This window comes from Thalassospira sp. CH_XMU1420-2, from assembly GCF_037029325.1.
Lineage (GTDB): Bacteria > Pseudomonadota > Alphaproteobacteria > Rhodospirillales > Thalassospiraceae > Thalassospira > Thalassospira povalilytica.
In genome coordinates this window covers 827064-846215 of record NZ_JAYMEG010000003.1, presented here as the reverse complement: position 1 = coordinate 846215, position 19152 = coordinate 827064, and the positions used below count along the sequence as shown (strand labels likewise).

The following is a 19152-nucleotide window of genomic DNA, read 5'->3' as shown; positions in this document are numbered from 1 at the left end:
GATCACTGCCCCGTTGTTTCGGTGTTTTCGCGACGGCAAATGCGATCAAGCACAATGGCCAGAATCACAATTGCAAGGCCCGCTTCGAAACCCTGGGCGACATTCACGGTGTTAAGTGCGCGCACCACTGGTTTGCCAAGGCCGTCGGCACCGACCAGGGCTGCGATCACAACCATGGAAAGCGACAGCATGATGCACTGGGTCAGGCCCGCCATGATTGACGGCATTGCTGATGGCAATTCGACCTTGAACAGAAGCTGGCGCGGGGTGCAGCCGAAACTTTCACCGGCTTCAAGCAAGGCCTTGGGAGTGCTTGAAATACCCAGATGGGTCAGGCGGATCGGGGCTGCGATGGCAAAGATCACGGTTGAAATCAGACCCGGAACAACCCCCAGACCAAACAGAATAAGGGTCGGGATCAGATACACGAACGTCGGGATCGTCTGCATAAGATCAAGAACCGGGCGCATGGCCTGATAAAGCCACGGCCGATGGGCCGATGCCACGCCAAGCGGCACGCCGATCACCATGCAGAACAGCGACGCATAAATCACCAGCGCCAGCGTCTCCATCGTTTCTTCCCAATAGCCCAGATTGACAATCAAAAGCAGGGACAGAACGGTAAAAGCCGTCAGCTTCCAAGATTTGTGCAAAACAGCCGCCAGGGCGCCAAAACCGGCAATAATCAATAGCGGCGGCAACCACACCAGAAAATCGATGGTGTTTTCAATAATGAATTCAAGAACATCCGAGATGGTATAAAAAACGAAATCAGCATGTTCGTTCAGACCATCCATCAAGGACGATATCCACTGTCCCAGCGGAATCTTTGTTTCCGTGAGCCATTCCATGGGAATATTTCCGTTGTTTTCAAAGTAAATAAAGATGCGATACGCCCGCGCAAAGCCCATGCGGGGCGCGGGCGTATCAGCATTATAGCAAAATCGGGCAGGGCCCGGTCATTTGCCGGACTTAAAGGCCAAGTTCGCTTTTGAGCGCGGCCTTTGCATCGCCACCGTCAAAGGTGGTGACGCCGTCAAGCCATGCATAGGCAGCATCCGGATTGGCTTTGATCCAGGTTGCGGCTGCTTTTGCCGGGTCGGTGCCTTCGTTCAGGATCGCATCCATGATTTCGTTTTCCATGGCGAGGCTGAATTTCAGGTTGGTGACGAATTTGCCGGCATTCGGGCAGTCGTCGGTGTAACCGGCACGCAGGTTGGTGTGAACCGTGGCACCGCCAAAGTTCGGGCCAAATACGTCATCGCCACCATCAAGATAGGCCATGTCGTATTTCGCATTCATCGGATGAGGTTCCCAGCCAAGGAAGACGATGAACTGATCACGTGCGGACTTGCGTTTGACTTCGGCCAGCATGCCCTGTTCGGAGGATTCAACAAGTTCGAATTCGCCCAGACCGAACTGGTCGCCATCGATCATGTCCTGAATCAGGCGGTTGCCGTCATTGCCCGGCTCGATGCCGTAAATTTCGCCATCAAGTTCGTCCTTGAATTTGGCGATGTCAGCGAAATCTTTCAGGCCTGCATCATAGGCATTCTTGCTGACCGCAAGGGTGTATTTCGCACCTTCAAGGTTGGCACCGGTCGAAACAACCGTTCCCTTGTCGAGATAGGGCTGAATGTCTGCTGCCATGGTCGGCATCCAGTTGCCAAGGAAGACATCCACGTCGCCATTGGCAAGGCTGGTATAGGTGACCGGAACAGACAGCAATTCGGTTTCTGCGTCATAGCCCAGTGCTTCAAGAATGACAGATGCGGTTGCCGTGGTGGCCGTAATGTCGGTCCAGCCAACATCGGAAAATGTCACGGTTTTGCAGGCTTCGCTATCGGCAGCCTTGGCAGATGCAGCACCCAGAAGGGTGGTGGCAACGATGGTGCTGCCAAGAAGGCGGCCGAAAGTGGAAAGTTTGGTCATGTTTCTGGTTCTCCCTTGTGTGGACCTAACGGTTACTAATGACTGCGAACAAGCGGTCATCAGACTCTCGGTTCCGGAGGCCAGACGAACATCAACGTAATGTAAAAGGTCGCTAACACTCGCCCAGAGCCACGCCATCAGGCTCCCTCGAACCTGTTGGTATGGACCGGAATAATCACAAAAACGGTCGCAATGCTGCGCAACAAGGGATCCTGTCCTTTGCTGAACGCGCCGCGAAAGACGACGTGTTTTTATTGATTGATTGTTCAATTAAAATACAGCATATTCGTCAGACGTCAATTGCGAAGGGTTAAAAACTGCATCGCAGCTTGTTGTGATCGTGCTTAACCCTTTGGATCGCTTTGAATTGGATGATGTGAATGCCCAAGGTTGGTATGCAGCCTGTGCGCCGCAGGCAGTTGATCGACGCGACGATTGAAACCATTCATCGTCACGGATTTGCCGATACGACAATTGCGCGTATCGCCAATGCGGCGGGTATGTCGTCGGGCATCATTTCGCATTATTTCGGCGGCAAGAACGCACTTCTCGAAGCCACCATGCGGTTTTTGATGCAGGAATTGCGCAAGGATTACCTGTCGCGCCTGGCCAAGGCAAAGACCCCGCATGAACGGCTCGAAGCGATCGTGAACACCAACTTCAACGAAGAACAGTTCACCCCGCAGGTCACTGTGGCGTGGTTGTCCTTCTGGGCGCAGGTGCCGTTTTCAAAGGCGCTGAGCCGTATCAACAATATCTATTTTCAGCGACTGGCGTCCAATCTGCGCCACGAGCTGCGCCAGCTGACCACTGTGCAGCGGGCAGATGAAATCGCGACTGCAATCGCGGCAATGATTGATGGCATCTGGGTGCGTTCCGGTCTGTCGGACGGACGTGCCGATGTCAAAGGGGCGCGCGAAATGGTGCTCGATATGATGCGCCTTTATCTGGCCAATTCGCCCGCGCGCTGAAGACAAGCAAACACACAAAGTTTTGGGCTGCCCGGATCCGGTGCGGCCTGCAGGAGTTTTGAAATGAGCCTTTACCAGATTCAGAATTTCATCAATGGCAAGAAAACCGCCGGTTCCGGGGCCGAAATGGTGACCCTGAACCCGGCAACCAATACGGTTCTTGCCAAGGGACATGAAAGCACGGCGGGTGACGTTGATGCCGCCGCAAAGGCTGCGCGCGCCGGGTTTGAAATCTGGAAAAATACCCCGGCTGCCGAACGGGCCCGCATTCTGTTCAAGGCCGCCCAGATTTTGCGTGATCGCAATGATGAACTGGCCTTGCTTGAAACCCGTGATACCGGTCGCGCGATCCAGGAAACCGAAATTGTTGATGTGATTTCCGGTGTCGAATGCCTGGAATATTTTGCCGGTGTCGCCGGAAGCCTTGCCGGGGAACATATCGATCTTGCCGGGAACTTTGCTTATACACGGCGCGAGGCCGTTGGTGTTTGTGCTGCCATTGGTGCCTGGAACTATCCGATCCAGATCGCCTGCTGGAAGGCGGCACCGGCTTTGGCCTGTGGCAATGCGGTTGTTTATAAACCATCCGAGGTAACACCGCTTTCGGCGATTGCGGTGGCAGAAGCCTTGCAGGAAGCCGGCCTACCCGACGGGGTTTATAACGTTGTGCAGGGTGCGCGCGAATGTGGTGCGTCGCTTGTCGAACATCCGGGGGTGGATAAGGTATCGCTGACCGGTTCGGCTGCGACCGGGGCAAAGGTCGCATCGGTTGCGGCGGGCGGCATGAAGGCCGTGACCATGGAGCTTGGCGGCAAATCGCCGATGATCGTGTTTGAAGATGCCAATCTTGATAACGCGGTTTCCGGTGCGCAGATGGCGAATTTCTATTCGTCAGGCCAGATTTGCTCGAACGGGACGCGGGTTTTTGTCCATGAAAGCGTTGCCGATGCCTTCATTGAAAAACTGATCGCGCGGTCGAAAAACCTTGTTCTTGGCGATCCGGAAAAACCGGAAACCCAGGTTGGCCCGATTGTGACCAAAACCCAGTTCGATCAGGTCATGTCCTATATCGAAAAGGGCAAGCAGGAAGGGGCAAAATGCGTTCTGGGTGGCCATGCTGTTTCCGATGGCATGCCCGAAGGCGGGCTTTTTGTCGCCCCGACGATCTTTACCGACTGCCGCGATGATATGACCATCGTGCGCGAGGAAATCTTTGGCCCGGTCATGTCGGTCCTGACATTTAGTGATGAGGACGAAGTCATCAAGCGCGCCAACGATACCCAGTATGGCCTTGCTGCGGGCGTGTTCACCAGGGACCTGTCGCGTGGTCATCGCGTTGTTGCCCGTCTTGAGGCCGGCACCTGCTGGATCAACACCTATAACATCACGCCGATCGAAATGCCGTTTGGCGGGGTGAAGAAATCCGGTGTCGGACGTGAAAACGGCCGGGCGGCAATCGAACATTACACCCGTATCAAGTCGGTTTATGTCGAAACCGGCGATGTCGAGGCGCCTTATTGATCACCATCATTGTTGATGTGACGGGCTGCCCACACTGCTTGAAGAAACAAGGGATCAGATATGACGACCCCAACGACGACTGAAAAATTCGATTACGTGATTGTCGGTTCCGGTTCTGCCGGTGCCGTGCTTGCCAACCGGTTGACCGAAGATGCCGACGTCAAGGTGCTGGTGGTTGAAGCCGGACCCAAGGATCATTGGTGGGATTGGCGTATTCATATGCCGACCGCACTTTCCTATCCGATGCAGTCGGAAACCTATAACTGGGCCTATTGGACAACGCCGCAGCCCAACCTGAACAATCGCCGGATGGAAACCCCGCGCGGACGGGTGTTTGGCGGTTCAAGTTCGATCAATGGCATGGCCTATGTGCGCGGTCATGCGCTCGATTACAATCGTTGGGCCGAAGAAGACCCGGCGCTCAAGGATTGGGACTATGCGCGGTGTCTGCCCTATTTCCGCAAGGCCGATACCCGCAATGAAGACCCGGGCGGTGACGAGTATCACGGCAACGGGCCGCTTCATGTGACCACCGGTGCATGCCGGAACGATTTGCACAAAGCCTGGATCAAGGCCGGGCAACAGGCCGGATATGAATTCACCCCGGATCAGAACGGCTATCGCCAGGAAGGTTTGGGAACCATGGATATGACGGTCTATAAAGGCCGGCGCTGGTCCACGGCACGGGCCTATTTGCATCCGGCAATGAAGCGCCCGAACCTGACCGTTTATCATAAGGCCTTTGCGCAAAACATTGTTTTTGAAGGAAAACGTGCAATCGGGCTTGATTTCGTCCATCAGGGTGAACTCAAACGCGTACTTGTTGACCGTGAAGTCATCGTATCTGCCGGATCGATCAATTCGCCGAAACTTTTGATGCTGTCTGGTGTTGGTCCGGCGGCCCATCTGCGCGAACATGGCATTGATGTCGTCCATGATTTGCCAGGTGTTGGTGAAAACCTTCAGGATCATCTCGAACTTTATGTTCAGATGGAATGCACCAAACCGATCAGCCTCAACAGCAAGCTTGATCCGTGGAGCAAATTCAAAATCGGTCTGGAATGGTATCTGTTCAAAACCGGTCTTGGTGCCACCAACCATTTTGAAGCGGGTGGCTTTATCCGGTCCAAAGCCGGTGTCAAACACCCGGATCTGCAATATCACTTCATGCCGGCGGCGATTAACTATAACGGGTCAAAGGCCGCTGAAAAGGATGGTTTCCAGGCCCATGTCGGACCGATGCGATCCAAGTCGCGCGGCACTGTGCGACTGGCATCAAGCGATCCCAAAGATCGCCCGATCATTGATCCGAACTATATGAGCCACCCGGAAGACTGGGAAGAAATGCGCGCATCGGTGCGTCTGACCCGCGAAATCTTTGGTCAGGACGCCTTCGCCGATCTGCGCGGGGCGGAAATCGCACCGGGCAAGGATATCCAGACGGACGAGCAGATTGACGCCTGGGTCGCCGATCATGCCGAAAGTGCCTATCACCCGTCCTGTTCGTGCAAGATGGGCAGTGATGACATGTCCGTGGTCGACGAAAAGACCCGCGTGCATGGCATCGAAGGCCTTCGTGTGGTCGACAGTTCGATCATGCCGTCGATTGCCACGGGTAACCTGAATGCGCCGACGATCATGATCGGTGAAAAGGCTGCTGACATTATTCGCGGACGCGATCCGTTACCGCCATCAAACGCACCGTTCTTTGTCCATCCCGAATGGGAAACAAAGCAACGTTAACAGCCATAACGTCAAAGCCCCTGATCATTGGTCAGGGGCTTTTTTATCTGGTGCGATGTTATCGCCGCCGTGATTTGGCACGGGGCAGGTCGCGCCGCGGGACCGGGCGGTCACCGTTGCCACCACCAACACCATCACGCAGTCTGTGGTGCAACCCCGCACCGATGGCGGTGCCGATCGCGCTGCCCATGGCTGTTCCCATTGCGATATATGGGGCATGGTTTCCGGTAACTGTGCCCAGAAAAATACCGGCAGCAGTACCCGAAAGCGTCCCGACAAGCAGGCAAATTGACATCGACATTACCGGATCATCCGCTGTGCAAAGGGTGAGATTAAGGGGCAATAATGCGCAAGCGCGAACCGGTTTGCAAGATAAGTAGATTGCAATTGCCGCAATGGCGGGTGATCATCATGGAATATTGTATGCAATGCGCATGTTGTTTCCCGCAATCATCCGAAGTCCCGCCATGCAAGAAATCAGTCTGCTTAATTCCGTGATCGGTCCCGTGATGCGCGGGCCGTCAAGTTCGCACTGTGCCGCGCCCTATATGATGGCAAAGCTTGTGCGCGAACTTTCATGTTCTAATGGCGAGGTCCTGCAAAAGGCGGTGGTGCGGTTCGATCCGCGCGGCTCGTTCGCCCCGTGCTACAAGGCGCAAAGTTCGGATGAAAATTTTGCCGCCGGTCTTTACGGGGCCAAGCTGACCGATGCGGATTACCGTGACATTCTGGGGCGGGTGGAACGCGGCGAAGGGTTCCATTTCGCAATCGAGGTCACCGAACTTGATAACAACAACCATCCCAACCGGGTTGATCTTGAACTGACCCTGCAAACGCAAGATGGCGGGCAGCGCACCGATCTTTATACCGGGGCGTCGGTTGGCGGTGGCATGTATTACATCGACAGTATGAATGGCGAGGCCCTGTTTCTGACCGGGAAAACCGCAAGCGTGTTTGTCTGGGGTGAGGCGGCGATAACGGATGCCGACACCATTGCCGAAATGCTGGCCGGTGGTGGCAATATGTTGCTGGGGGTGGCTGTCGATCAGAAATACACACGCATTGAAGTTTCCCTGCAATCCGTGCCCGCGATGGACGTTCTGGGGCAAGTTGTCAAACGCGATGGCGTGACCGATCTGCGCTTTGCCGATGCGTCGCAATATCCGGTCTGTGCGATGGATGATCTGTTTTCAACCAGCGATGCGGTAATTGCCATTGCTGATCAGCAGGAAGGCGGATCGATTGCCGATGCGGCCCTGGCACTTGAAGCCAAACGTCTTGGTCTGTCGCGCCAAGCAACCCGCGATCTGTTTCGTGAACGGTGCGAATTGATGCTGCGCGTCGTGGCCGAGGGATTTGATGCCAAACCCGAAGATAACGTGATGCGGTTCCTGACACTTCGGGCGCGCAAGGTGCGCGATGCCAATTTGCCCGATGGGCTGGGCGGTCCGGTATTGCAGGATGCGATTGCCGGTGCGCTTTCGGCAATGGAACGTGACAGCAATCGGGGGCTGGTCTGTGCCGCCCCGACGGCGGGCAGTGCCGGGGTGGTGCCCGGAACGCTTTATGGTTTGATCCGTCATGGCATTGATATCGAAGGTGCAACCGACGCCCTTCAGGTCATGGCGCTGATCGGGGCAGTGTTTGCCGCGCGCGGCACCTTTGCCGCGGAATGCGGCGGCTGTTCGGTTGAAACCGGGGCATCGGCGGCAATGGCGGCGGCCGGTGTGACCCAGGCCTATGGCGGATCGGCCAAGCAGTGCTTTGACGCCGCCAGCATGTGTTTGATGAATACGCTTGGTTTGGTCTGTGATCCGGTCGGCGGGGACGTTGAAATCCCGTGCCATGCCCGCAATGTGGCCGGTGTTTCGCATGCCTTTTCATCGGCGATGGCGGTATTGGCCGGGTTTGATGCGGTTCTTGGCTATGACGAACTGGTTGATCAGACCGTCAAGATCGGGGCAATGATGCATCCCGATTTGCGCTGTACGGCGCGCGGTGGCTGTGCTGCGACCAAGACCGCCTTTCGCATGGTCGAAGCCGCAAGTCTTGGCAAATAGGACAGGACTCCGTCCATGACAGCGGGCGGGATTTGTCATCCTTCCTGTTTTGGATGGTTTTGATGGATTTCTGCTGACAGATATCGCGTTGTGGATGCGGGTTGACGCAATCCTTTATCCCGATGGTTGCCTGTTTTGGCATAATCCGCGAAATCCGGTCAAAGTCATTAAAAACAGGCAGTTTTCCCTTGATAGCTGCCCCTGATCGGGCAGGATAGAGCCACAATATTCAACGAAAATGAGGATTCCTCATGTTTACCCCGAACCTGCTGACCGCCAATGACCGGGACGGCACCTATCCGGCATCCTATTACGCGGCAACGGCGAATGCGACCGACCCGTTTGCCAGGCTGGAAGGCGATCAAACCTGTGACATTGTGGTGATTGGCGGGGGCTTTACCGGGTTGTCATCCGCACTGCATCTGGCCGAGCGCGGCTTTGATGTGATCGTGCTTGAAGCCCATCGTGTGGGGTGGGGCGCATCGGGGCGCAATGGCGGGCAGGTCGGATCGGGCCAGCGCCGCGAACAGGATGATCTTGAAAAAATGGTCGGGCGCGATGATGCCCGCAAACTTTGGGATATCGCCGAACAGTCCAAGGATATCGTCAAATCCCTGATCACCAAACACGATATCAAATGCGACTGGAAGCCGGGCATCCTTCATGCCGATCATCGGGCGCGTTTTGTCCCGGAAACCCATGAATATGTTGAAAAGCTGCAATCCGAATATGGCTATGACCAGATCCGGGCCGTGGATCGTGATGAAATGCACGCCATGCTGGGATCGGAATTTTATCACGGCGGGTCGCTGGATATGGGGGCGGGGCATATTCATCCGCTGAATTTCGCATTGGGGATTGCCGATGCGGTACGTGCAGCCGGGGCGCGAATTTTTGAAAATTCCGTTGTGACGTCCTATGAAAGTCAGGCTGGCAAGGTAACAGTGAAAACTAGGGATGGTGGCGTTGTTAGCGCTAACAAACTGATCCTTGGCTGCAACGGGTATCTTGATGCGCTTGATGATCGTGTCGCGAAACGCGTCATGCCGATCAACAATTTCATCATCGCGACCGAACCGCTGGGTGACGATTTGGCGCGTGAATTGATCCGCGATGATGTAGCGGTCGCAGATTCAAAGTTCGTGATCAACTACTACCGGCTGAGTGCCGATAAACGCATGCTGTTTGGCGGCGGGGAGACCTATGGCTATACCTTCCCCAAAGACATCAAATCGTTTGTCGCGCCCCATATGCTGGAAGTCTATCCGCAGCTTAAAGACGTTAAAATCGATTATGGCTGGGGCGGGACATTGGCGATCACCATGAACCGCATGCCGTTCTTCCGCCGGATCGAGGATAATATCTTTACCGCCAGCGGCTATTCCGGGCACGGGGTGGCGATGGCGACCCTCGCCGGTCAGATCATGGCCGATGCAGTGGGCGGAACCATGGAACGGTTCGATGTGATGGCCAATATCAAGACCCCGGTTTTCCCGGGTGGAAAGGCATTGCGGTTCCCGATGCTGGTGGCGGCCATGTTGTGGTATTCGATCCGCGACAAGCTGTGATCGGTTCGGGAAAATCCGGATGGGCTGCCTGACGGGGTTAGGTATCGCCGTTCCCGGGGGACCAGCTTGTCACCGGGTCATAGCGTTCCCCCTTGCCAAGGATGACACCATTATGGGCGGCAATCCCGATTTCAAAACTTGATGCAATACGCAGCGCACGTTCCATGAAATGCCGTGCGGCGGCTTCCTTGCAATGTTCCGAAAGGGTCAGCGCAAACAGTTGCAGCCAGCGATCAAAATGATGGCGGGTGATTTTAAGCGGCAGGTGCTTTTGCATCGGGCGGCCGTCATAATTGCCAGTGGCAAGGGCAACCGATGACCAGAACATCACCATGCGATCAAGGTGATGGTCCCAGTTTTCGACCTTTTCGGCAAATACCGGGCCGAGCATTTCATCTTCGCGAACCTTGGCATAAAAGCCGTGAACGATGTTTTTGATCATGTCGTGATCGATCCCGGTATCTTCCTTGATACGGCGGGTGGCGATTTCGCGGCGTTCCTTGATTTCGGCAAGGGTAGGCTGTTTTTCAGACATGTCACATGGCCCGTGGTTCGCTGGATAGACCGCAGTTTTACGCAAATCCGCGATGTTGGAATATGACATATGTCACTTTGACCCGGGGCGCAAACAGATCACGGCCGCCGGTCGGGCAGACCTGTTATGCGTAACGGTCGCGCAAACCGTAATAGCGATAGGCAACCGACCGGGCAACGCGCCGAAGGGCTGGCACCGGAAAACGCTGCATCGGTGTTGCAAGAACAGCACCCAGATCTTCCTGATCGCTGATGCCCAGCATGCATTCCGCCAGCATCTTGCCGCCGAGACTGGCCAGCGCCACACCATTGCCATGCCAGGCAAGTGCGGTCCAGACATCATGATGACCGGGCACGCGCCCGATATAGGGACGCCAGCTTTGCGACAGACAGGCAAGCCCGTTCCAGTGATGGGTCAGTTCAATGTCGCGCCATGCCGGGAACATGCGATGGAAATTATCAAGCAAGTCCTGCTTGCCCGCGGCAAAGGCGGCCTCGGTCGCGGTAATGCCGCCACGTCCGCCAAACAGGAACCGGTTATCAGGCAGTTTGCGGAAATAATGCAGCAGAATGCGGCTGTCAAAAGCCATCAGATCACTTGTCCAGCCCTGTGCGGACAGTTCCGCATCACTTAGGGGCCGGGTGACAAGAATGCCCGAAAAGACCGGCATCAGGCGCCCGCCAAGCCAGTCAGGAAGGTTTTCGGCACTGTATCCGTTTGTTGCAATGACAATCTTTCCTGCGGTGATCTGGCTGTCGCCGGCATAAAGACGATAGTTTTCACCATCTTCAACAAAGCGGTCGATGCGGGCCTGTTCAAATATCCGAACACCTGCCGCAACGCATTTTTCATGCAAACCCGCCAGATATTTCATGGGGTTAAGGCCAAAACCTTCTTTGACGTGCAAGCCGCCATAGGTATCCCCGGCATTCAGACCGCGTTCGATCAGGGCATCCTTGTCAAGAAATTCGGTCTGAATGCTGGTGAAATGGGCGATCTCGTCAGCTTCGTGATGAAGGTCGCGCACGCGGTTGGGTTTGTGGGCCAGAACAACTTCGCCATCCGAATGACGATCGGCATCAATGTTCCAGTCACGCAGGCGCTGATCAACCAGATTGATGGCATCGCGCTGAATGCGGGCAAAGTGACGCACGGCATCGTCGCCAAACCGTTTGGCAAGCTCGCCATATCCCTTGCCGCTGCCGCCCATGCAGCAGAAACCGCCATTGCGTCCCGAAGCCCCCCAGCCACTGCGACCGGCATCAAAAACCGCGACATCAGCCCCGTTTTTGGCAAGTTCAAGTGCCGTCGACAGGCCACAATATCCGCCCCCGATAATCGCAACATCGGCCTTGATGACCGCATCACGTGGCAATTGTTGGCAATCGGGAAGGGGGGATGCGCTTTGTACCCAGAAGCTGTCAGGCAGGGTGTGCGTCTGATAGGCGGCTGGTTGATAGATGCGTTTGAGCATGGGGCGTCTCATGGTGGCGTGAGGTAAAAGTTGGGGCAAAAGTCGGGTCGAAAGAACGGTGCGGACAGTCACGGATAGAGTTGGTCGAGTGGCGGTCAAAGTTTGGTCAAAAGTTGATCAGAGGCCGGGGCGGCCTATCTATCAGATGGTCGGGGCTTGGTGCGATGGCCGTAAAATGAAAATACCCGGCGATGATAATGCATGCCGGGTATTTCGTTAAGGTCCTGAAATCGATCAGAAATTACATTTTGCCGATTTTCTTTGCTGTCTCGTCAAAGGCCGCACGGGCGCGTTTGACCAGTTCGTCAATTTCTTCCTTGGTGATGCAAAGCGGCGGGGAAAGTACCATGCGATCACCACAGGCACGCATGATCACGCCATTGGCAACACAGGCATCGCGGCAGATGGTGCCAACCGTGCCCGGCTTGTCGAACATCTTGCGGGTTTTCTTGTCATCAACCAGCGGCATGCCGGCAATCAGGCCAACCGTTTCAACCGCACCGACCAGCGGATGGTCTTCAAGGGTTTTAAGGGCCTTGGCGAAATAGGGGCCAATGTCATCCTTGACGCGTTCAACCATCTTTTCGTCGCGCAGAATGCGAATGTTTTCAAGGGCCACGGCCGCACAGGCCGGATGACCGGAATAGGTGAAGCCATGGGTGAATTCACCACATTCATTGATCAGCACATCCGCCACGCGATCACCGACCATAACGGCCGAAATCGGCAGATAACCCGATGACATGCCTTTTGCCATCGGCATCAGGTCCGGTTTGATGTCAAAGGTATCGGAGCCGAACCATGCACCGGTCCGGCCAAAGCCGCAGATAACTTCATCAGCGATCAGAAGAATGTCGTATTTCTTGCAGATGCCCTGGATTTCCGGCCAATAGGTTGACGGCGGAATGATGACGCCACCAGCACCCTGGATCGGTTCACCGATAAAGGCGCCAACGCGATCCGCGCCAAGTTCCTCGATCTTTTCTTCGAGTTTGCGCGCCGCAATCAGGCCGAATTCTTCCGGGGTGTGATCGCCGCCTTCGCCGTACCAGTATGGCTGATCAATATGAACCACATCCGGCAGAAGCGGGCCGCCCTGGGCGTGCATGCCAGCCATCCCGCCAAGCGACGAACCGGCAACGGTCGACCCGTGATAGGCGTTCTTGCGGCTGATGATCACCGAACGTTCCGGCGTGCCTTTGAGTTTCCAGTACTGGCGCACCATACGGACAACCGTGTCGTTCGCTTCCGAACCGGAATTGGCATAGAATACGTGGTTCAGGCCGTCTGGCGTGATTTCGGCAAGAACTTTGGAAAGCTCGATCGCCGGGGTATTCGCGCACTGGAAGAAGTTGTTGTAATAGGGCAGTTCAAGCATCTGCTTGTAAGCGACTTCAGCCAGTTCCTTACGGCCATAGCCGACATTGACGCACCACAGACCGGCCATGCCATCAAGATAGCGTTTGCCGTTCGAGTCCTCGATAAACACGCCTTCGGCACGGGTGATCACCCGGGTGCCACGGTTATTCAGATCCGCTGTATCGGTGAACGGATGAATATGGTGTGCCTGGTCGATGTCCTGCCAATAGGCGGTTTTGTCGAAATTATTCATAACGTCTCCTGACAGCGCAGTTTGTCTGCTTTTGTGCGATATGTTGAACATCTGCAATCAGTGTTCGTTTTTTTGAACACCTTTGCAAGAGGATTTTTCGACAAAATTTTTCGGCTATCCAACTCGGTTTTTGTTATCCAGTGGTTGGTTCGGGACGGCCATTGTTAAAGAGTTGTTTCGACCGGTGAATTCTTTTGCACTGCATGATTTGCACGATATATCGAACGAAGGGGCTTGACCGGGGCATTCCGGCGCGGCACGATGGAACACAGGCACAATTCCTTTAATAAAAGGCCTTTTCTGGGAGTATAAGACGATGAACAAGTCGTTCGTCGAAGACAGTAGGGCGGAAGCCCAACGATTCTTTGAAGAAAACCCTGATGTCGAACTTGTTGAGTTGCTCATTCCCGACATTAACGGCGTGTTTCGCGGCAAGCGAATCAGCAAGCAGAAGTTTCTCAAAAGTTTTACCGAAGGTGTGACTTTGCCGGGCTCCATGTGCCTGGTCGATATTACCGGTGACACCCCGGAAGGAACGGGGCTTCTTTGGTCGAGCGGTGACCAGGACAATCTGGCAAAACCGATCCCGGGAACCCTGTGTCTTGTTCCGTATGGCGAATTGCCCTTGGCGCAGGTCATGATGAGCCTGCATAACCTGGATGGTACCAAGTTCTTTGCCGATCCGCGCAATGTGTTGCAGGGCGTTGTTGATCGCATGGCGGCTGATGGTCTGTATCCGACCGTCGCCCTTGAACTTGAATTCTATCTGGCCGATCAGAACGAAAAGACCGCTGAACCGCTTCCGCCCCAGCCGCTTGGCGGCGGGATCGCATCGGACGGTGTGCAGGTTTACGGCCTTCAGCAGATCGAAGACTTTGAAAAGGTCCTTCATGACGCGGTTGCCGAACTGAACCGTCAGGGCATTCCGGCCGACACCATCGTTGCCGAAGCCGGACCCGGTCAGTTTGAAATCAACCTTGGTCATGTGACCGATCCGATGCTGGCTGCGGATCATGCGATGCAGCTTAAACGCGTGGTCAAGGGCATTGCCTGGGACCATGGTGTGACCGCGACTTTCATGGCCAAACCCTATTCCGATCAGGCGGGCAACGGTTTGCATGTTCATGTGTCCTTGCGGGACAAGGATGACAATAACGTGCTGTCCCCGGTCGCGGGCGAGGAAGTTTCCGAGAACCTGCGCTTTGCGATTGGCGGTTTGCAGGAAGCGATGTTTGAAAGCATGGCGGTATTCGCGCCGAACCCGAATTCATATCGCCGGTTCCAGAACAAGGCCTATGCGCCGATGTCGCCGAACTGGGGTTTGAACAACCGTACGGTCGCGTTGCGTATTCCGGCTGGCAGCCCCAAGGCCGCCCGTGTCGAACATCGCGTGTCGGGTGCGGATGCCAACCCGTATCTGGTGCTGGCCTGTGTTCTGGCCGGGATGCATTACGGCATGAAAAACAAGCTTGATCCGGGCGAGCCGACCGTTGGTAACGGTTATGAACAGCATGGCGGCCGGATTGTTCCGCGCAGCATGATTTCTGCTCTTGATCGTTTCGTGGATGGCAAGATCGTCAAGGAATATCTTGGTGAACGCTTCGTCGAGGTCTTTGATATCTGCCGTCGGGCCGAATATGACGAATTCTTTGCCGAGGTCACCCAGCTTGAATATCGCTGGTACCTTGATGCGGTCTGACCGCAGGTAAAAATAAAAACATTCAATAGGGAACAACCGGGAATGTCGCAAAAGGTCGGGGATCGTCTGAAAGCTGTGCGCAGCATGTACGGGCTGTCGCAGCGTGAACTGGCACGACGTGCCGGTGTCACGAACAGTACGATTTCAACGATTGAACAAAATCGTGTCAGCCCGTCTGTTGACAGTCTTGCCAAAGTGCTGGCAGGCATCCCGATGAGCCTGATTGATTTCTTCACCATTGATCTCGACAATGGTGAAGAAATTTTCTTTAAAAAAGAAGAGCTTGTCGAACTTTCCGACGGGACGATGTCAATGCGTCTTGTCGGGGCATCGCGCAAGGATCGCAAATTGCGCGTGCTGCATGAAACCTATCCGGCGGGTGGCGATACCGGTGACAATCTTATCGTTCAGAAGGGCGAGGAAGCCGGTGTCATTATCCGCGGCAAACTTGAGGTGACCGTGGGCGAGCGGGTCAAGGTTCTTGGCCCTGGTGATGCCTATTACTTCAATGCAGAAATTCCGCACCGTTTCCGCAATGTCGGGGACGGGGAATGCGAAGTCGTCAGTGCTGCCACACCGCCGTCATACTGATCGCGTAAAGTATCGGGCATATGACCCGACCTGAATTCCGATATTGAACAAGGCCCCAAAAGCGCCATCCGTCAGGAGACTTCCTATGACCAATCCGTTGAATTTTGAACAACTGACCGCACAGGCCGCCGCCCTTGATATTCGCAACAAGGCGTTCATCAACGGTGCCTATGTTGATGCCGCATCGGGCAAGACATTCGATTGCATCAGCCCGCGCGACGGGTCGGTTCTGACCAAGGTTGCCGAATGTGATGTCGAAGACGTCAATCGTGCGGTGGCATCGGCCCGCGCCGTCTTTGAAAAAGGCAGTTGGTCCGAAGCTGCACCTGCCAAGCGCAAGGCGATCCTGCTTCATTTCGCGGACCTTCTCGAAAAGAATGCAGCCGAGTTGGCATTGCTTGAAAGTCTTGATATGGGCAAGCCGATCACGCTTGCTGCCCGCGATGACATTCCGCTGTCTTACAAATGCATCCGCTGGTATGCCGAGGCGATTGACAAGATTTATGATGAAATCTCGCCGTCGGGCACCAATGAAATCGGCATGATCACCCGTGAGCCGCTTGGCGTGGTTGCCGCAGTTGTGCCGTGGAACTTCCCGCTGATGATGGCGGTCTGGAAGCTTGGCCCCGCATTGGCGATGGGCAATTCGATCATCCTGAAACCGGCAGAACAATCACCGCTGACTGCCCTTCGTGTGGCGGAAATCGCGGTTGAGGCCGGTATCCCCGAAGGTGTTCTGAACGTTGTGCCGGGCTTTGGTCCAACGGCGGGCAAGGCGCTTGGCCTGCATGAAGATGTCGATTGCGTGACCTTTACCGGGTCGGGCGAGGTCGGCAAGCTGTTCTTGCAATATTCGGGTCAGTCGAACATGAAGCGCGTCTGGCTTGAATGCGGTGGCAAAAGCCCGAACATTGTTCTGGCCGATTGCCCGGATATGGATGCCGCAGCCGCGGCCGCAGCCGGTGGTATTTTCTATAACCAGGGCGAGGTCTGCACCGCCGGTTCGCGTCTGATTGTCGAAGAAAGCATCAAGGATGAATTCATCGAAAAGGTCATTGCCGCTGGTGCAAAAATGCAGCCGGGTGATCCGCTTGATCCGAAAAGCCAGATGGGCGCGATTGTTGATGAAAGCCAGATGAACCGCGTTCTGGGTTATATCGAAAAAGGTTCTGCCGAAGGTGGCGTTCTGCGCACCGGTGGCAAACGCGCACGCACCGAGTCCGGTGGCTATTATGTCGAACCGACCGTGTTTGATGGCATCAAAAACGATATGACAATCGCCAAGGAAGAAATCTTTGGCCCGGTTCTGTCGGTTATTTCGGTCAAGGACTGGAAAGAGGCTGTTCAGACGGCAAATGATACGCCATATGGTCTCGCAGCAGCGGTTTGGACGCGCGACATCAACAAGGCACACATGACCGCAAAGAAACTGCGTTCGGGTCTTGTCTGGGTCAATTGCTGGGACGGTGGATCAATCACCATGCCGTTTGGTGGTTACAAGCAGTCCGGTACCGGTCGCGATCGTTCGCTGCATGCGCTCGATAAATATTGTGAAATCAAGTCGACCTGGATTGCGCTGGGCGACGCCTGATTACAAGCAGGTTCTCATTCGGAGATAAGGGAAGAAAAATGAGCAGCACTGGCGTCATTGACACCAAGGGCGGTGATAACGCCTTTACGGCGAAATCTGTGCATCAGAATACCAGCGAGCCGATGTATTCCGGTGCGCTGTCATTCATGCGCCGCCGCTATTCGCGTGATCTTAACGGTATCGACATTGCCGTGACGGGCATTCCCTATGACCTTGCAACATCAAGCCGTCCGGGCACGCGCCTTGGCCCGCAGGGGGTGCGTCGTGCATCGACCAATCTTGCATGGGCACCGCATTTTCCGTCCGGGCGCGATATCTTTGCCGAACTGGCGGTGATTGATTACGGCGATATGGTGATCGATCCGGGCCATCCGGAAAAACTGCCCGAGATGATCGAAGATCACGCACGCGATATCGTGCAGTCGGGTGCGAAGATGCTGACGATTGGTGGCGATCACTTCATCACCTATCCGATCCTGAAAGCCCATGCCGAAAAATACGGTGATGGTATTTCCCTGATCCAGTTTGATGCCCATTCCGATACCTGGGAAGATGATGGTGACCGTATCGATCACGGCACCATGTTCTGGCACGCGGCGAAAAAGGGCATCGTCAATCCGTCAAAATCCATTCAGGTCGGTATTCGGACCCACAATGAATCGACGCACGGCTATAACATCATCTATGGCCCGGAAGTTCAGTCGATGTCGATTGACGCCATTGTCGAACAGATCAAGGCAACGGTTGGCAACAACCCGGCCTATATCACCTTTGACATTGATGGTCTTGACCCGTGCTATGCACCGGGGACCGGTACACCGGTTCTGGGCGGTTTGACCAGCCATCAGGCGGTGTCGATCCTGCGCGGTCTTGCCGGTCATGTGAACCTGATCGGCAGTGACGTGGTTGAAGTATCCCCGCCATTTGATGTTTCGGACATCACATCCCTTGCCGGGGCGACCATGGCGTGGGAAATGCTGAATATTCATGCGGTAAACCGCGCGAAATAACGGTTCTGGTCATAGGCCAGGGCGACGCAGTCAGTTGCGCGCCCTGGAAATATTCAAGGGCTGGTGCTTTTAACAGGCGCCGGCCCTTGTTTTTTCATTTTCTTGTGCTCTGATAGGGCCGAATAAGAAATGAAACATGACAGGAAATGAAACATGACAGGAAATGAAAAATGAAACCGATCGCGATTACCCGTTTGACCATCTGTGGCATTGATGAATTGCCAACCCATCGTAATCACGGGGTTTCCCATATCCTGTCGGTTCTTGATCCTGATCGGGAAGACCCGCCCATCTTTGGCGATTTTGCCCCGCATGAACGGACCGTTTTGCGGTTTCATGACGTGATTGATGACAAGGAAGGCCGTCCGGCACCGACCCGTCAGGATGTCGAAGCCATTCTGGCCTTTGGCGAGGCCCTGAAAGCCAGCCACGCAGATCGCCGTGATGGTCACTTGCTGGTGCATTGTCATATGGGTGTGTCGCGCTCAACCGCAGCCATGATTACCCTGATGGCGCAAATCGAACCGGATCGTGACGAAGACAGCATTTTCACCACCATTCGCGAAATGCGCCCGATTGCCTGGCCGAATTCGGTCATGATTGCGTTTGCCGATGATATGCTGGGGCGCGAAGGGCGACTGACCGCCGCCCTGCATCGTCACTATGCCATTCAGCTTGAACGTGATGATATGTTTGAACGCTGGATGACTGAACTTGAACGTGCGCGCGAGATCGAATTTGGCCGCGCACTGGCCCGCCAAAAGGCATCCACACAGTGATGTGCTATCATTCGTTCCGATTTTGGTTTGCACGTCAAATTGAATCGATTTAAAAAGCCCGTCGGT

16 protein-coding genes are annotated in these 19152 nt (G+C 55.0%); 10 read left to right on the top strand and 6 right to left on the bottom strand.

Annotated elements, in window-relative coordinates; all coding sequences use genetic code 11:
* Positions 1 to 2: 2 nt before the first annotated feature.
* Together choW and WA429_RS13615 are read right to left on the bottom strand one after the other, a co-directional pair.
* Positions 3 to 851, bottom strand: coding sequence for a choline ABC transporter permease subunit (choW, locus tag WA429_RS13620; RefSeq protein ID WP_068517433.1), 849 nt, complete (start codon positions 849 to 851; stop codon positions 3 to 5).
* Between the two features lie 121 nt (positions 852 to 972).
* A complete protein-coding gene (locus WA429_RS13615) occupies positions 973 to 1932 on the bottom strand; it encodes a choline ABC transporter substrate-binding protein (protein WP_068517398.1) in 960 nt (319 codons plus the stop codon).
* A gap of 380 nt (positions 1933 to 2312) precedes the next feature.
* Between WA429_RS13615 and betI the strand changes: the two genes are divergently transcribed.
* The 3 genes from betI to betA all read left to right on the top strand — a co-directional run bounded on the left by betI (position 2313) and on the right by betA (position 6167).
* Entirely contained in the window at positions 2313 to 2903 is a 591-nt protein-coding gene (betI, locus tag WA429_RS13610; protein WP_068517399.1) for a choline-binding transcriptional repressor BetI, read from the top strand.
* A gap of 63 nt (positions 2904 to 2966) precedes the next feature.
* Positions 2967 to 4424, top strand: a complete 1458-nt coding sequence (betB, locus tag WA429_RS13605; RefSeq protein WP_287464903.1) for a betaine-aldehyde dehydrogenase — start codon at positions 2967 to 2969, stop codon at positions 4422 to 4424.
* Positions 4425 to 4484: 60 nt separating this feature from the next.
* Positions 4485 to 6167, top strand: coding sequence for a choline dehydrogenase (gene betA, locus WA429_RS13600; RefSeq protein WP_287464904.1), 1683 nt, complete (start codon positions 4485 to 4487; stop codon positions 6165 to 6167).
* A 58-nt stretch (positions 6168 to 6225) separates the two neighbouring features.
* Here the strand turns inward: betA and WA429_RS13595 are convergent, their stop codons facing one another.
* Positions 6226 to 6468, bottom strand: coding sequence for a glycine zipper domain-containing protein (locus WA429_RS13595; RefSeq protein ID WP_287464906.1), 243 nt, complete (start codon positions 6466 to 6468; stop codon positions 6226 to 6228).
* Between the two features lie 166 nt (positions 6469 to 6634).
* Here WA429_RS13595 and WA429_RS13590 point away from each other — a divergent pair, with 166 nt between their 5' ends.
* Together WA429_RS13590 and WA429_RS13585 are read left to right on the top strand one after the other, a co-directional pair.
* A complete protein-coding gene (locus tag WA429_RS13590; protein ID WP_287464907.1) occupies positions 6635 to 8227 on the top strand; it encodes an L-serine ammonia-lyase, iron-sulfur-dependent, subunit alpha in 1593 nt (530 codons plus the stop codon).
* 251 nt (positions 8228 to 8478) lie between these two features.
* Complete coding sequence (locus WA429_RS13585; protein WP_287464909.1) at positions 8479 to 9795, top strand: NAD(P)/FAD-dependent oxidoreductase; 1317 nt, start codon at positions 8479 to 8481, stop codon at positions 9793 to 9795.
* Between the two features lie 37 nt (positions 9796 to 9832).
* Here WA429_RS13585 and WA429_RS13580 read toward each other — a convergent pair whose 3' ends face one another.
* From WA429_RS13580 to WA429_RS13570, 3 genes are all read right to left on the bottom strand, one after another.
* Positions 9833 to 10330, bottom strand: a complete 498-nt coding sequence (locus WA429_RS13580; protein WP_286888337.1) for a group III truncated hemoglobin — start codon at positions 10328 to 10330, stop codon at positions 9833 to 9835.
* A 124-nt stretch (positions 10331 to 10454) separates the two neighbouring features.
* Complete coding sequence (locus WA429_RS13575) at positions 10455 to 11804, bottom strand: NAD(P)/FAD-dependent oxidoreductase (protein ID WP_287464911.1); 1350 nt, start codon at positions 11802 to 11804, stop codon at positions 10455 to 10457.
* Between the two features lie 241 nt (positions 11805 to 12045).
* On the bottom strand, positions 12046 to 13416 hold the full coding sequence (locus WA429_RS13570; RefSeq protein ID WP_287464913.1) for an aspartate aminotransferase family protein: 1371 nt from the start codon (positions 13414 to 13416) through the stop codon (positions 12046 to 12048).
* A gap of 316 nt (positions 13417 to 13732) precedes the next feature.
* On the opposite strand from WA429_RS13570, the gene WA429_RS13565 reads away from it, so the two are divergent.
* From WA429_RS13565 to WA429_RS13545, 5 genes are all read left to right on the top strand, one after another.
* Positions 13733 to 15115 (top strand): glutamine synthetase family protein, encoded by a 1383-nt coding sequence (locus WA429_RS13565; protein ID WP_068517406.1) that lies wholly within the window; start codon positions 13733 to 13735, stop codon positions 15113 to 15115.
* A 42-nt stretch (positions 15116 to 15157) separates the two neighbouring features.
* Positions 15158 to 15706 (top strand): cupin domain-containing protein, encoded by a 549-nt coding sequence (locus tag WA429_RS13560; RefSeq protein WP_068517407.1) that lies wholly within the window; start codon positions 15158 to 15160, stop codon positions 15704 to 15706.
* 85 nt (positions 15707 to 15791) lie between these two features.
* On the top strand, positions 15792 to 17297 hold the full coding sequence (locus WA429_RS13555) for an aldehyde dehydrogenase (protein ID WP_068517408.1): 1506 nt from the start codon (positions 15792 to 15794) through the stop codon (positions 17295 to 17297).
* 38 nt (positions 17298 to 17335) lie between these two features.
* Positions 17336 to 18307, top strand: coding sequence for an agmatinase (gene speB / locus WA429_RS13550; protein ID WP_287464914.1), 972 nt, complete (start codon positions 17336 to 17338; stop codon positions 18305 to 18307).
* A gap of 170 nt (positions 18308 to 18477) precedes the next feature.
* Positions 18478 to 19086, top strand: coding sequence for a tyrosine phosphatase family protein (locus WA429_RS13545; RefSeq protein WP_114113927.1), 609 nt, complete (start codon positions 18478 to 18480; stop codon positions 19084 to 19086).
* Positions 19087 to 19152 lie beyond the last annotated feature (66 nt).

Coding starts and splice junctions, on each gene's coding strand:
- choW (WP_068517433.1), bottom strand. CDS start 851: ATGGAATGGCTCACGGAAACAAAGATTCCGCTGGGACAGTGGATATCG.
- WA429_RS13615 (WP_068517398.1), bottom strand. CDS start 1,932: ATGACCAAACTTTCCACTTTCGGCCGCCTTCTTGGCAGCACCATCGTT.
- betI (WP_068517399.1), top strand. CDS start 2,313: ATGCCCAAGGTTGGTATGCAGCCTGTGCGCCGCAGGCAGTTGATCGAC.
- betB (WP_287464903.1), top strand. CDS start 2,967: ATGAGCCTTTACCAGATTCAGAATTTCATCAATGGCAAGAAAACCGCC.
- betA (WP_287464904.1), top strand. CDS start 4,485: ATGACGACCCCAACGACGACTGAAAAATTCGATTACGTGATTGTCGGT.
- WA429_RS13595 (WP_287464906.1), bottom strand. CDS start 6,468: ATGTCGATGTCAATTTGCCTGCTTGTCGGGACGCTTTCGGGTACTGCT.
- WA429_RS13590 (WP_287464907.1), top strand. CDS start 6,635: ATGCAAGAAATCAGTCTGCTTAATTCCGTGATCGGTCCCGTGATGCGC.
- WA429_RS13585 (WP_287464909.1), top strand. CDS start 8,479: ATGTTTACCCCGAACCTGCTGACCGCCAATGACCGGGACGGCACCTAT.
- WA429_RS13580 (WP_286888337.1), bottom strand. CDS start 10,330: ATGTCTGAAAAACAGCCTACCCTTGCCGAAATCAAGGAACGCCGCGAA.
- WA429_RS13575 (WP_287464911.1), bottom strand. CDS start 11,804: ATGCTCAAACGCATCTATCAACCAGCCGCCTATCAGACGCACACCCTG.
- WA429_RS13570 (WP_287464913.1), bottom strand. CDS start 13,416: ATGAATAATTTCGACAAAACCGCCTATTGGCAGGACATCGACCAGGCA.
- WA429_RS13565 (WP_068517406.1), top strand. CDS start 13,733: ATGAACAAGTCGTTCGTCGAAGACAGTAGGGCGGAAGCCCAACGATTC.
- WA429_RS13560 (WP_068517407.1), top strand. CDS start 15,158: ATGTCGCAAAAGGTCGGGGATCGTCTGAAAGCTGTGCGCAGCATGTAC.
- WA429_RS13555 (WP_068517408.1), top strand. CDS start 15,792: ATGACCAATCCGTTGAATTTTGAACAACTGACCGCACAGGCCGCCGCC.
- speB (WP_287464914.1), top strand. CDS start 17,336: ATGAGCAGCACTGGCGTCATTGACACCAAGGGCGGTGATAACGCCTTT.
- WA429_RS13545 (WP_114113927.1), top strand. CDS start 18,478: ATGAAACCGATCGCGATTACCCGTTTGACCATCTGTGGCATTGATGAA.